15 protein-coding genes are annotated in these 11,840 nt (G+C 68.4%); 5 read left to right on the top strand and 10 right to left on the bottom strand.

Features of this window, described 5'->3' with window-relative positions:
• Together AC1DDO_RS15625 and AC1DDO_RS15620 are read left to right on the top strand one after the other, a co-directional pair.
• Positions 1-198 (top strand): AMP-binding enzyme (locus AC1DDO_RS15625; RefSeq protein ID WP_476972208.1); only part of this gene is annotated, 198 nt, incomplete at its 5' end.
• A 68-nt stretch (positions 199-266) separates the two neighbouring features.
• Positions 267-890 (top strand): transmembrane-type terpene cyclase, encoded by a 624-nt coding sequence (locus tag AC1DDO_RS15620; protein WP_476867463.1) that lies wholly within the window; start codon positions 267-269, stop codon positions 888-890.
• Here AC1DDO_RS15620 and AC1DDO_RS15615 read toward each other — a convergent pair.
• The 3 genes from AC1DDO_RS15615 to gluQRS are packed head-to-tail and all read right to left on the bottom strand — an operon-like array spanning position 880 to position 3,449.
• Positions 880-1,881, bottom strand: coding sequence for an NADP-dependent oxidoreductase (locus AC1DDO_RS15615; protein WP_476867462.1), 1,002 nt, complete (start codon positions 1,879-1,881; stop codon positions 880-882). The genes AC1DDO_RS15620 and AC1DDO_RS15615 overlap by 11 nt on opposite strands.
• Positions 1,882-1,883: 2 nt before the next feature.
• Positions 1,884-2,504, bottom strand: a complete 621-nt coding sequence (locus AC1DDO_RS15610; protein ID WP_476972207.1) for an HD domain-containing protein — start codon at positions 2,502-2,504, stop codon at positions 1,884-1,886.
• Positions 2,505-2,513: 9 nt separating this feature from the next.
• Entirely contained in the window at positions 2,514-3,449 is a 936-nt protein-coding gene (gene gluQRS / locus AC1DDO_RS15605; protein WP_476867460.1) for a tRNA glutamyl-Q(34) synthetase GluQRS, read from the bottom strand.
• Positions 3,450-3,786: 337 nt separating this feature from the next.
• Between gluQRS and AC1DDO_RS15600 the strand changes: the two genes are divergently transcribed.
• On the top strand, positions 3,787-4,245 hold the full coding sequence (locus tag AC1DDO_RS15600; protein WP_176803545.1) for an Lrp/AsnC family transcriptional regulator: 459 nt from the start codon (positions 3,787-3,789) through the stop codon (positions 4,243-4,245).
• Between the two features lie 18 nt (positions 4,246-4,263).
• Here the strand turns inward: AC1DDO_RS15600 and AC1DDO_RS15595 are convergent, their stop codons facing one another.
• The gene (locus AC1DDO_RS15595; protein WP_476867459.1) at positions 4,264-4,719 is read right to left on the bottom strand and encodes an Lrp/AsnC family transcriptional regulator; all 456 of its coding nucleotides are present in this window, start codon (positions 4,717-4,719) and stop codon (positions 4,264-4,266) included.
• Between the two features lie 117 nt (positions 4,720-4,836).
• Here AC1DDO_RS15595 and AC1DDO_RS15590 point away from each other — a divergent pair, with 117 nt between their 5' ends.
• On the top strand, positions 4,837-5,514 hold the full coding sequence (locus tag AC1DDO_RS15590) for a LysE family translocator (RefSeq protein WP_476867458.1): 678 nt from the start codon (positions 4,837-4,839) through the stop codon (positions 5,512-5,514).
• Positions 5,515-5,536: 22 nt separating this feature from the next.
• On the opposite strand, the gene AC1DDO_RS15585 is transcribed toward AC1DDO_RS15590, so the two are convergent.
• The 6 genes from AC1DDO_RS15585 to AC1DDO_RS15560 form a co-directional block, all read right to left on the bottom strand.
• On the bottom strand, positions 5,537-5,893 hold the full coding sequence (locus AC1DDO_RS15585; protein ID WP_476867457.1) for a nuclear transport factor 2 family protein: 357 nt from the start codon (positions 5,891-5,893) through the stop codon (positions 5,537-5,539).
• Positions 5,894-5,974: 81 nt separating this feature from the next.
• Positions 5,975-7,054, bottom strand: a complete 1,080-nt coding sequence (locus AC1DDO_RS15580) for a hypothetical protein (protein ID WP_476867456.1) — start codon at positions 7,052-7,054, stop codon at positions 5,975-5,977.
• A 32-nt stretch (positions 7,055-7,086) separates the two neighbouring features.
• Positions 7,087-7,587: a DUF456 domain-containing protein gene (locus AC1DDO_RS15575; RefSeq protein WP_476867455.1), complete on the bottom strand. Its 501-nt coding sequence runs from the start codon at positions 7,585-7,587 to the stop codon at positions 7,087-7,089.
• Between the two features lie 136 nt (positions 7,588-7,723).
• Positions 7,724-8,935, bottom strand: coding sequence for an NAD(P)-dependent malic enzyme (locus tag AC1DDO_RS15570; protein WP_476867454.1), 1,212 nt, complete (start codon positions 8,933-8,935; stop codon positions 7,724-7,726).
• Positions 8,936-9,217: 282 nt separating this feature from the next.
• Entirely contained in the window at positions 9,218-9,772 is a 555-nt protein-coding gene (locus AC1DDO_RS15565; protein WP_476867453.1) for a TetR/AcrR family transcriptional regulator, read from the bottom strand.
• 182 nt (positions 9,773-9,954) lie between these two features.
• Positions 9,955-11,220 carry an MFS transporter gene (locus AC1DDO_RS15560; protein ID WP_476867452.1) on the bottom strand — a complete coding sequence of 422 codons (1,266 nt, stop codon included), beginning with the start codon at positions 11,218-11,220 and terminating at the stop codon, positions 9,955-9,957.
• Positions 11,221-11,298: 78 nt separating this feature from the next.
• On the opposite strand from AC1DDO_RS15560, the gene rraA reads away from it, so the two are divergent.
• The gene (gene rraA, locus AC1DDO_RS15555) at positions 11,299-11,829 is read left to right on the top strand and encodes a ribonuclease E activity regulator RraA (protein WP_476867451.1); all 531 of its coding nucleotides are present in this window, start codon (positions 11,299-11,301) and stop codon (positions 11,827-11,829) included.
• Positions 11,830-11,840 lie beyond the last annotated feature (11 nt).

Genomic DNA, 11,840 nt, shown 5'->3' with positions numbered 1-11,840 from the left:
AACCACGTCGGCAAGGAAATCGGCCCGATCGCCAAACCCAAAACCATCCTCATCGTCCCCGAACTGCCCAAAACCCGGTCCGGAAAAATCATGCGCCGCCTCCTCAAAGACGTCGCCGAAGGCCGCGACCCAGGCGACGCGACCACCCTGGCGGACAACACCGTCATGACCCAAATCGCCCAATCGCTAAGAAAATAACCCACCCGCGATCGGTATGCTCGCTTGTGTCCGCACGAGTGGGCTCCCGCGCATGAGAGGTGGAGACCGTGATCCTGTTCCTGACGATTGTCAGCGGCCTGGCCTGGACCGTGGTCTATGTCGATGCCATCCGGATTGGTTTCAAGGACAGGAGCTACGCGATCCCGGCCGCCGCGCTCGGGCTCAACTTCGCGTGGGAGACCATCTACGCCGCCCGCTCCGTCGCGACCGGAATTGACGCGCAGGGGGTCTTCAACATCGCGTGGGGACTCGCCGACGTCGTGATTCTGTACACCTTCTTGAAGTTCGGCCGATCCGAACTTCCGGCGTGGGTGACGCGGCGGCTCTTCGTCGGCTGGGCGCTCCTGCTGGGCGTCACGTCCTTCGCCGTGCAGCTGCTGTTCGTCGCAGAGTTCGGCTGGGATGACGCTTCGCGCTATGCGGCCTTCCTGCAGAACCTGCTGATGTCCGGGCTGTTCATCGCCATGTTCGTTACCCGCGGCGGGCCCCGGGGCCAGACCCTGCTGATCGCCGTGGCCAAGTGGATCGGCACCCTCGCGCCCACGATTGTCTTCGGCTGGTACCGCGGTTCGCCCCTGATCCTGGGAGTGGGCCTGCTCTGCAGCGTCTTTGATCTGGTGTACATCGGCCTGCTGTGGCGGTCCCGGCGCCGGCTTAGGCCTAGAGCGTGACGACGATCTTGCCCTTGGCGTGGCCCTGTTCGAGCGCAGCGAAGGCCTCCGCGATCTCCGCGAACGGGTAGGTCCTGTCCACAACCGGCTGCACGTGGCCGCTGTCGACCAGCGCCGCCAGAGTGCGCAGATCATCCCCGCTGGGGTGCATGAACAGGTAGCGGTAGCCGGCCTTCGCCCTGCGGGCGCGGCGGCGGATACCCATGCTCATCAGCCAGAACGCGGCGGTGATCAACGGCGGCGAACCCAGGTCCTTCGTCGCCGTGCGGGGCTCCGGAACGCCGGCGATGGAAACCACCCGGCCGCCGGGCCGGAGGATGCGGAAGGAATCCCGGAGGGTCGTCCCGCCGACCAGGTCCAACACGGCGTCGAAATCGTGCAGCACCTCGGCGAAATTCTCCCGGGTGTAGTCGACGACGCGGTCCGCCCCCAGCCGACGCACCAGTGCCTCGCCCCGGACCGATGCCGTGGTGGTGACCTCGGCCCCAAAATACTGGGCGAGCTGGATGGCCAGGGTTCCCACGCCGCCTGCGCCGCCGGAGATGAAGAGCCGGGTGCCGTGACCCACGCCGAGTTCATCCCGGAGGGCCTGCAGCGCCGTGAGTCCGGCCAGGGGCAATCCGGCGGCGTCGGCGAATCCGAGCGACGCCGGCATGGCGGCCACGAATTCCTGCTGTACGCACACCAGCTCGGCAAACGCTCCGAGCCGCGTCTTATCCACCCGGGCGTAGACGCGGTCCCCAATGGCGAAGCGGCTGGGCCCGGGTCCGACTGCTTCCACCGTCCCGGCGACTTCACAGCCGGCGACGATCGGCAGGCGGACACGGCTGATGGGACGGAGCGCACCCTGCCGGAATTTGAAGTCCACCGGGTTCAGCCCTGCCGCGGAGACTTTGATCCGGACATCGCCCGGGCCGGGCTGGGGCGCCGGAACGTCGCGGAGTTCCATGGCGTCCGGGCCGCCATAGCGGGTGAGGACGTAGGCACGCACGCTTAGTCCCGGGTGGGCTCTGGTTCGGCGGAGGCAGCCTCGTAGGAGAGGTTCTCGTAGTCGGTGTCGTCCGCCTCGTCGAGCATGTCGTCCAGTTCGGCCAGCAGCCACGGGTTGATCCGGGCCAGGATCTTCCGGGTTTCCTCGACCGGGACGGCGGCATAGAGCACCGGGCGGGCCTCGTCGTAGCGGGTCACCGGGGGCTTGTCCGGCCACTTTTCGGCCAGCGCCTTGACCCGTTCCGGCAGCGAATTGTGCGCATTGTCGGCGATCTTGACCAGGGTGGCGTCGTGGTCCTCGGCGATGTAGCGGATGCCGGCCTGGTAGTCGTCCGGGTTCTCGTGCAGGCGCTTCGTGACCCGTTCGATGATGTCCACGGCCCGCTCGGAGACGCCCATGTCCAGCAGCGCCTGCCGTGTCATCGGGGTGTCCTCGGCGATGTCGTGGAGGTACCCGGCGATCCGGATATCGTCGTCGAAGTCCGCCAGGGCATCGCCGACGGCGAGCACATGCTCCCGGTAGGGCCGCTTGAGCTTGTCCTTCTGGCGGTTGTGGGCCACCTCGGCCAGGACCTTGGCTGTCTCAACGGTGAAGCGGGGCTGGGGGTGTGCGGGCTCGGTCATGAATCCAGCCTACGCGCCGCGGCTGTCCGTTCGGGGCGGGACCCCGGCTGCCGGGAGGGCTGCGGGCACCCCGGGCCACACCCAGGGATCGCGGGGCAGCGCTGCGGGGTCGAAGGCGGCAAGTGCATGTTCCAGCCCGCCGGGCGGGAGGCCGAGAGAGGCCAGCAGCATGTCCCGGACCTGGTCCGCGGTCACGCCGGCCAGCTCCAGGTCGGCGAGGGTGACGGCGCCGTCGCGCTTGGCCAGCCGGGCGCCGTCGGCGTTGAGTACCAGCGGCACATGCGCATATTCCGGAACAGGCATATTCAGGAGGGACGCCAGGTACGCCTGCCGGGGCGTGGAGGGCAGCAGGTCGTCGCCGCGAACCACCTGGTCTATGCCCTGCTCCGCATCGTCCACCACCACGGCCAGGTTGTAGGCGGTCACGCCGTCGTTGCGCCGGAGCACGAAGTCGTCCACCACCCCCGTGTACCCGCCGTGGAGCACGTCCTGGACCGTCACCTCGGCCACTGTGGAACGGAGCCGGACAGCAGGCGGCCGGGTGGCCCGTTTGGCGGCGCGCTCGGCGTCGGTGAGGTTCCGGCAGGTCCCCGGGTAGGCGCCCTGCGGGGCGTGCGGCGCGGACGGGGCTTCCTGGATTTCGCGGCGGGTGCAAAAGCACTCGTAGGTCAGGCCGGCCGCCGTCAGCTGCGCGATCGACCCGGCGTACAGGTGTTCCCGGTCCGTCTGGCGCACTATGCCGCCGTCCCAGCCCACGCCGATCGCGGCGAGGTCGCGGAGCTGCCCGGCCTCGGCACCGGCCCGGGCACGGTCCAGGTTCTCCACCCGCATCAGGAACTTCCGCGCCGTGGACCGGGCGAAGAGCCAGGCCAGGATGGCGGTCCGGAGGTTGCCCACATGCAGTTCGCCGGAGGGACTGGGGGCGAAGCGGCCGGTTGAGGTCATGGGATAAGCCTATGCGGGGGCAGCACAAGAGCCCCTCAGCTACCGATGACTTCGGGAATCCGACGTCGGTAGCTCAGGGGCTCTTGCCGCGTGGTGGTGCGTTGTGCGGAATGACGATGCGTGAACAAGAGTCAATCAGCGGCGGGTTCCTTGCGGGAGCCTCATCCGGGGTCCGGGTGGTGTGCCGGGGTTTCCGTAGCCTTCGGGACCGTGGCGGTGGCCGCGTCCCCTTGTTGTCACCATTTGAGCAGAAGCCCTACAGTTGGTGCAACGGACCGGCGCCGGAGTGGTCAATCTGATCAACTTCTGCCGGGGCGGTGAACAGGAAGTGGTCATTTTGCAGGAGCTCGACGCGACGGACCGGCGGATCCTCGCCGCGCTGGACGAGGATCCCCGCGTGCCGGTCATGGTGCTGGCGCAGAAGCTGGGCTTGGCCCGCGGAACGGTCCAGTCCCGGCTGGAGCGGATGTCGGCGTCGGGCGCGCTCCGCCCGAACAGCAGCCGGGTCCTACCGTCGGCCCTGGGCCGGGGCGTGGCGGCGGCCGTGAGCGCGGAACTGGACCAGAGCCACCTCAACGAGGCGATCGCGGCCCTGCGCAACATCCCGGAAGTGCTCGAATGCCATGCGCCGGCCGGCGACACCGACCTCCTGATCCGGGTGGTGGCCAAAAGTCCGGATGACCTCTACCGCGTGTCCGAGGAAATCCGGCTGTGCCCCGGCATCGTCCGGACCTCAACCAGCATGTTCCTGCGCGAGGTCATCCCCTACCGGACCACGGGACTGCTCGGCGCCTAAGATGCCTGACGCCTCCGACTAGACGGGCGGACCCACGTTGGTCTTGAGGTTCTTCATGACCAGGGTTGAGGTCAGGCGCTCGACGCCGGGCAGCGAGGTCAGTTCGCTGTCGTAGAAACGCTGGTAGGACGGCAGGTCCTCGGCGATGACCTTGAGCAGATAGTCCGGTGAGCCGAAGAGCCGCTGGGCCTCCACGATGTTGGGGTTGTCGGCCACCCGGTTCTCGAAGATCTCCATGGTAGAGCGGTCCACCTGGCGCAGCGTCACGAAGACGATGGCCTCGAAGCCGAGACCCACGGCGGCGGGATCGACGTCCGCCCGGTAGCCCCGGATGATCCCGGCGGCCTCGAGATCGCGCAGCCGGCGGTGGCACGGGGCAACGGTCAGCCCCACCTTGGCCGCCAGGGCCGTGGCAGTCATTCGCCCGTCCGTCTGGAGGTGGCGCAAAATACTTCTGTCAATGTTGTCGATCACGCAATTATCTTACCCAAAAGCCGCGATTCTCCAGTAAATAGGCGAACACTTCCGGGCCGATTTTGCCTAGAGTTTTCCCTGTACCCGCAACGAGGGTGCCGCACCCCTGGAGCCGCCATGAACCCCCAGCTTTTCCTCGCCTTCCTGGTTGTCGCCGTCGCCTTGGCGTGCACGCCCGGCGTCGACTGGGCGTACTCGATTGCGGCCGGGCTCAGGCAGCGCAGCTTCGCGCCCGCCGTCGCCGGGCTGTGCGGCGGCTACGCCCTCCACACGGCGCTCCTGGTGCTGGGCCTTGCGGCACTTCTGGCCGGGTTGCCCGGCGTGCTCGGCTGGCTGACGGCTGCGGGTGCCCTTTACCTGCTCTGGCTGGGATTCAGCACCCTGCGGTCCTGGCGGGGCGCCAGCTTCAACGGCCCCAGCTTCAGCGCGGGCACCTCGGCTCCCCCGGCGGCCGCGCCCCCGGGCCAGCTCCGGATCTTCCTCCAGGGCGTGGGTATCAGCGGGATCAATCCGAAGGGCCTGCTGTTCTTCGTGGCCCTGGTGCCGCAGTTCGTCAGTCCCGAGGCCGCGTTGCCGGTTCCGGTCCAGTCAGGGCTGCTCGGGCTGACCTTCGTCCTGCTCGTGGCGGTCATCTACAGCTGCGTGGCACTCCTGGCCCGGAAACTGCTGCACGCCCGGCCGGGCGCAGCGCGCCAGGTGACACTGGCCAGCGGGATCATCATGCTGGTCCTGGGTGCCCTGCTGCTCGCCGAACAGATCGTGCCCGCGGTCGGCGCAGCACTGTCCCGCGGGTAAGCCCGGGAACTCGGGGCCGGCGCTACTTGCGCTGCATGTACCACTCGGTGAAGGACGACGCACGGCCGTCTGCGGTCAACTGGATGATCCACAGGTTGTCATAGCTTCGGCTGTTGCCACGGTAGGTTGTCAGGCCCTGCACGAACGCCCTGCCGCCGTCGACCCCCAGCAGTTTCCACTCAAATGTCCAGTCATCCGGCTCATCGCGCCCGGCAATCCAGTGCTCCACGATGTCATCCCGGCCCTGCCACGGTTCGGCTTCCTGGGGGCTGGTCGCATAGACGGCGTCCTCGGTAAACAGGGCCCGAATGTCCTCCGGACCATTCGTTGTCCACGCCGTGATGTAGTGCTGCATCCAGCGCTCCACCGCATCTCTCATGCCTCGTTTGTACTCCCCGGCATGGGGGCCCGCAAGAGTAGTGGTTACGTGTATTTGGCGCTGATCCGGCACGTAATCCTGTCAGTTCTCGTCAGGTTTGCCGTATTCGCGGTCCCAGAGTTCGTGCATTTCCGCGTCTTTGCGGATGGCCTTCACGGCCTCCAGCTGGGCCGGTTTCCGGCGCTGCCAATCCCGGGCTCCGAAGGTCTTTCTGCCAGCGTCCAGCAGGAGCAGGGCACGGTCCGTCAGCGCGTCGCCGCGGAGGGTGAAGTCCGTCTTCCTGCGCCGCAGGACCTCCTGCAGAGCGGAGCGGGAGGCGCTGTAGGACCGCAGCCGGCGCAGCGACCGGGCACGGACCAGCAGCAGCGCGGCGGACAGATCGTCCGCATTGAGTAGCCCCTCGGTGTCCGCTACCACTTCTACGTCGCGTCCCAGCTCGGCGGCGAGCGAACAGCGGGCCAGGGCCAGCGGCAGCGACGGCGGGAGGCCGGCCAGCGCGGCAAGCGCCGCCTCCGTCTGGCCGGTCTCGCGCAGGGAATGGGACAGGGCAAGGAATACGGCCTCCTCGCTGAACAGCACCGGGACCTCGATCCGCTCGGCCACCTCCACCCTGGTGACCACGCCGGCCAGGTAGACGGCCGCGTAGCGGTTGGCGTCGGCGTCGTTCCGGAGGCTGAGGCCATGCTGCAGGAGCTCGGACGCGCGCAGGTGCCCGCCGTGGGCGTAGGCCAGTAGCCCGGCCATGAGGTAGCAGAGTCCGGCCCAGCCGGGGTACGTGCGGGCCAGGGTGATCAGCCGGTCCGGCTCGGTGCTGCCAAAGATGGCGGCGTGCACCGCCTTCGCGGTCTTGGCCGAGGTCCGGCCGCCCACCTTGCCCAGCCGGGGAACCCCGCCCTCGGCGGCCAGCGTCCCGGGCTTCCGGCCCGCCATGAGCCCGGTCACCACGCCGCCCACGTTGCCGGCCAGGCCGCGGACAGGCGTCCGGATTACGGGCTTGCGGTAGGGCGTCAGGTCGCGGGTGTCGGTGTACGGTCTGCCCGTGCCCACGGGCGTCTGGCCCGCGGACGTCCGGTCCGCGGCAATCTGCCCGGCGGCAAGGAGGTCGGCAGGGATTTGGCCGATGGTGATGTGGGTGGCAGATTCGCCAAGTCCGGCGCTCATTCCCTCATGGTAGTAGGCTCCGCGGGCCGCTGCTAGGCTGCCGAAGCCACCCAGAGCCCGATCACCCAAGTGCTCGCGGCGAGGCACGCGAGGCCGAATTCCACGATCATGCCCAGGCCGGTGGCCTTCAGCGCCGCCCAGCTCGAGGCCACCGCCGTTCCGAACGCCCGTGTGCGCAGCAGCTCGCTGAGCAGGAGCCCGGCCGCGAACCCCACGAAGAGCCCCACCACGGGGATGATGAACATGCCAGCCACGCCCAGCACCAGGCCCACCACCACCGAACGGCTCGGGATGCTGTGTTCCTTGAGTTTCCGGCCGGTCAGGACGGCACCGGCGGCCATGCCGGCCAGGACGAACACCAGCCCGATCCCGAAGACCACCCAGCCGGTGGTTCCGGCGCCGCCCCACAGCGCCCAGGCGAGCAGGCTCAGCCCGATCAGGATGCCACCGGGCAGCACGGGGATGATGGTCCCGGCCACGCCCACCAGGATGGCAAGGCCGCAGAGCACAGTCACGGCAATCTCGGGGTTCATGGGCCAAGTCTAGGCGGCGAGGCCCGGCCCGGCGCTCCGCGGCGCTCCCCAACCAGGCAGGCGACGGCGGCCCTGCACAGTTAGATCCACAGCAGGCAGGGCCGCCGTCGCCGTTTGAGCGCGGCGTTGCGCGGGTTTACTCGGCTTCCACCGCCGCGGCGACTGCTGCGGAGACGGCAGGCGCCACGCGGGGGTCAAGCGGGCTGGGCACGATGTAGTCGGCGGTGAGGTCGTCCTCGGCCAGTTCGGCGATGGCCCGGGCCGCGGCGAGCTTCATGGCCGGCGTGATCCGGCGGGCGCCGGCGTCGAGGGCTCCGCGGAAGATGCCGGGGAAGGCGAGGACGTTGTTGATCTGGTTCGGGAAGTCGCTGCGCCCGGTGGCGACGACGGCCGCGTACTTGCTCGCGACCTCCGGCAGGACTTCCGGGTCCGGGTTGGACAGGGCGAACACGATCGAGCTGTGGTTCATCAGCTTCAGGTGTTCCTCGTCCAGCTTGGCGGAGGAGACCCCGACGAACACGTCGGCGCCCAGCAGTGCCTCTCCCGGGCCGCCGGTTACGCCGCGCGGGTTGCTGCGGGCGGCGAGTTCGGCCTTCTTGCTCGCCGGATCGGCGGCGATGTCCGCACGGTCGGCGCTGATCGCGCCGCGGGAGTCCAGGAGGACGACGTCGCCGATCCCGGCGGTCAGCAGGATTTCGGCGACGGCGATTCCGGCCGCGCCGGCGCCGGAAACCACCACGCGCAGGCTGTCGAGCGTCCGGCCGGTCACCTTGGCGGCGTTGGTCAGGGCGGCGAGGACCACGACGGCGGTTCCGTGCTGGTCATCGTGCATGACCGGGCAGTCCAGTGCCTCGATGAGCTTTTCCTCGAGTTCGAAGCAGCGCGGTGCGGCGATGTCCTCGAGGTTGACGGCGCCGAAGCTCGGGCGCAGCCGGACAAGGGTCTCGACGATTTCGTCGACGTCGGTGGTGTTGAGGACCAACGGGATGGAGTCGAGTTCGCCGAAGGCCTTGAAGAGCGCGGACTTGCCCTCCATCACGGGCAGCGAGGCGCTGGCGCCAATATTGCCCAGGCCCAGCACGGCCGTGCCGTCGCTGACGACCACCACCAGGCGCTGGGCCCACGTGAGCGTCTTGGCGAGCTCGGGGTTGGCATGGATGGCGCGGCTGACCTGGGCGACGCCGGGCGTGTAGGCGATGGAGAGGTCGCGCTTGCTGGCGAGCGAGACGGTGCTGGAAATCGACAGCTTGCCGCCCTCGTGGGATGCGAAGATTTCCTCGTCGCTGAGCACGGTTACCGTCTCGGCCGGGGAAGTGGAATCGGCGGGAATGATCGTTTCAGTGGACACGTCTTTGTCTCCTGGGATTCACCGTGGGCGCACGGCTCATGAAGCTCAAGCACAGGGGTGCTCAAGTTGGTCTGTCGGGGGCATCGCAACCAGTGGTGGTGGTAGGGCAGCCCCCGGAATTGCTGGCGTCAGCCGGATCCGGTCCAGCAATCCTAAACAGGGCGCTCCCCCGGTTACGTCGGGTCGGGGCGCTATCGCACGATGGTTAAACGTTTACGCATCGTATCAAGTGACCCGTATCACACGAGGAAGACGTTTTTCGGGGCCGCTGGTCTAGACCGGTTACGCGGCCTGCTGGGCGCGCTGGAGCAGTGAGCAGGCCTTCTTGAGGTCCTCCTCCGCTTCGAAGAGGGACAGCCTTCGGCAGCGTACGGCCTGGACCAGCCCCGTGACCGTCAACAGCAGGACCCGGGCCACGGCGGCGTCGCCGCACGCGGCTGCCACGGCTTTCTCGGCGGTCGCATCGATTTCGCGGAGCAGCCGGGTGGTGTCGGTGTCCTTGACGTAGACCGCCCGGTTGAGGCACTGCTCCACGGCGGGCTGCATCAGGCGCATGTGGAAGATCTCCATCACCACTCCCGCCAGGGCCTGGGTGGCAACCTTTCCCTCCGCCGAGCTTCCTGCGAGCAGTTCGCCCAGTTGCTTGCGGTACAGCGCCAGGACCAGCTGGGTGGAGGAGGGAAAGTAGCGGTACAGCGTCCCCAGGGGCACATCCGCCTTGGCCGCCACCTCGGACAGGACCACGGAGTCCAGGCCCTTGCGGGCAAACCCGGCGGCGACGTCGAGGATCCGAATGTAACGGAGCCGTTGCCGGGGCAGAGTGGGGGGAGGGGCCATCGGTGGAAGATCTGAGTGAAAGTCAGGCATCAGCAGCGTTCCGGGAGTCGTTTTTCTCGGCAGCCGGGCGCCATCCGCCCACCGCGCTGCCGCGGCAATTGCCGTCCACTATACGCCACGAAACCGGGCATTCGGCCCGTCGGGCAGGGCCCCAGCGGCCCCAGGAGCCGGCCGCGGCCGGCTCAGTCCACGCCCTTGATCTTCACCACGAACACGGCACCGAGAAGCCCGATCACGGCGGCCGCCACATACAGCGCAACATAGCCGCCCCAGAAGGCTACAAAGGGGTACGCGATCAGCGGGGCGAGCACTTGCGGCAGTGAGTTGGCGACGTTGATGACGCCCAGGTCCTTGCCGCGGTCCAGGGCCGTGGGCAGGACCTGGGTGATGAGGGCGAAGTCCACCGCCAGGTAGCAGCCAAAGCCGATGCCCAGCACCGAGGCGCCGATCAGCGCGCCCGGCCAGGTGGGCGCAAACGCAAGAATGAGGGAGGCCACGGCGATCACGGCCGAGGAGATGATGACCAGCGGCTTCCGGCGGCCCATCCGGTCGCTCAGCCGGCCGCCGACCACGCTGGTGAGAATCACCATGACCGCATAAAGGCCCGTCAGGATCAGAACCCCCAGCGCGGGCTCTATCCCTTCGGTGTCGCGGAGCCGGACGGCGTCGTTGAGGAAGAACAGCAGGTAAAGGGTGACCATGTGGTTGCCGATGTTCACCAGCAGTCGCGTCAGCCAGGCCCAGGCAAAGTCCGGGTAGCGGGCCGGGGAAATCCAAAAGCCCCGCAGGAAGCCGGCCAGGCTGAACGGCGGGCGGGCCTGCGCAGGCAGCGGAACGTCGTCGTTCTTGAAGAAATAGAGCACGACGCCGGCAAGCAGCGCCGCCGCGCAGACAAAGTACCCCGCGGCGAAGTTTCCGGCGACGGCGGCGGCGATCACCGCCCCTGCCAGGATTCCTGCCGTCTGGCCCATGGCAGCCAGTCCACCCACAGTGCCGCGCTGCGGGACAGGAACCCGGTCCGGGATGGCCGCGGTGATGGCCGCGTACGCGCCGTTGCAGCCTGCCTGGACGAGGCACCACAGCAGCGTCATGGCGGCGATGCTCGGGGCGCCCGCCAGCGCGATGAGTGCCGCCGCGCCCAGGACGGCGCCGAAGAGCACCCACGGAACCCGCCGGCCCCGGCGTGAGGTGGTCCGGTCGCTGAAGGCGCCGAAGAGGGGGTTCGCGACAAGGGACACGGCCGCGCCCGCACCCGTCACGAGGGCCAGGATGGCTTCCTTGTCCGGTTCGCTGAAGGCCGCCGCCTGCTGGCCGAGGAGCACCTGGATCGGGCCGAAGAACGCCGCGTTGATGCCGACATTGACCAGCACCACCCCCGCGGTCCAGACGGGCCGGACGCGGCGTTCGGGTTCGGCGAGTGCCGGCGCGGTGGTATCGGACATGCTCATGGTCCCCCCTGGAACTGATGATCAGGCAGATGTATCAGTGCGGAGCCAGACTATCGGGACTCGGCAGATCTGTTCGCTATGTGCGAGTCTCGGTATGAACACGCCGCCCACCCCTGCATCCGAGGAGAACCCGTGAACGCTTCCGCCGTCAATACTGCCGACCTTTACGATGAGCGCGGCGGGGAGCTGGACTCCGTGTCCCTGCAGTTCCAGTCCCTGGGCGGACACAGCCACTTTCGCGGGCCGGTCCGGACCATCCGGTGCTTCGAGGACAACGCTCTGGTCAAGTCCGTGCTGGCCACTCCCGGCAACGGCTCCGTGCTGGTGGTCGACGGCGCCGGCTCCCTGCGCACGGCGCTGATGGGGGACCTGATCGCGGCGAGTGCCGTCGCGAACGGCTGGGCCGGCGTCGTCATCAACGGCGCCATCCGGGACCGGATCGCGATCGCGGGGCTGCCGCTCGGGGTCAAGGCGCTGGGCAGCAACCCGCGCAAGAGCGCCAAGGAAGGCGCCGGGGGAATCGATGTGCCGCTGGAGATCGACGGCGTGGCCATCCGCCCCGGCGCGATGATCTGGTGCGATCCGGACGGAATCCTGGTCGAACGCTGAGGACATTTTTC

It is taken from the genome of Arthrobacter sp. 10N43 (assembly GCF_056394525.1).
The sequence above is the reverse complement of the archived record's forward strand: the minus strand, read 5'-3'. Positions and strand labels throughout refer to the sequence as shown.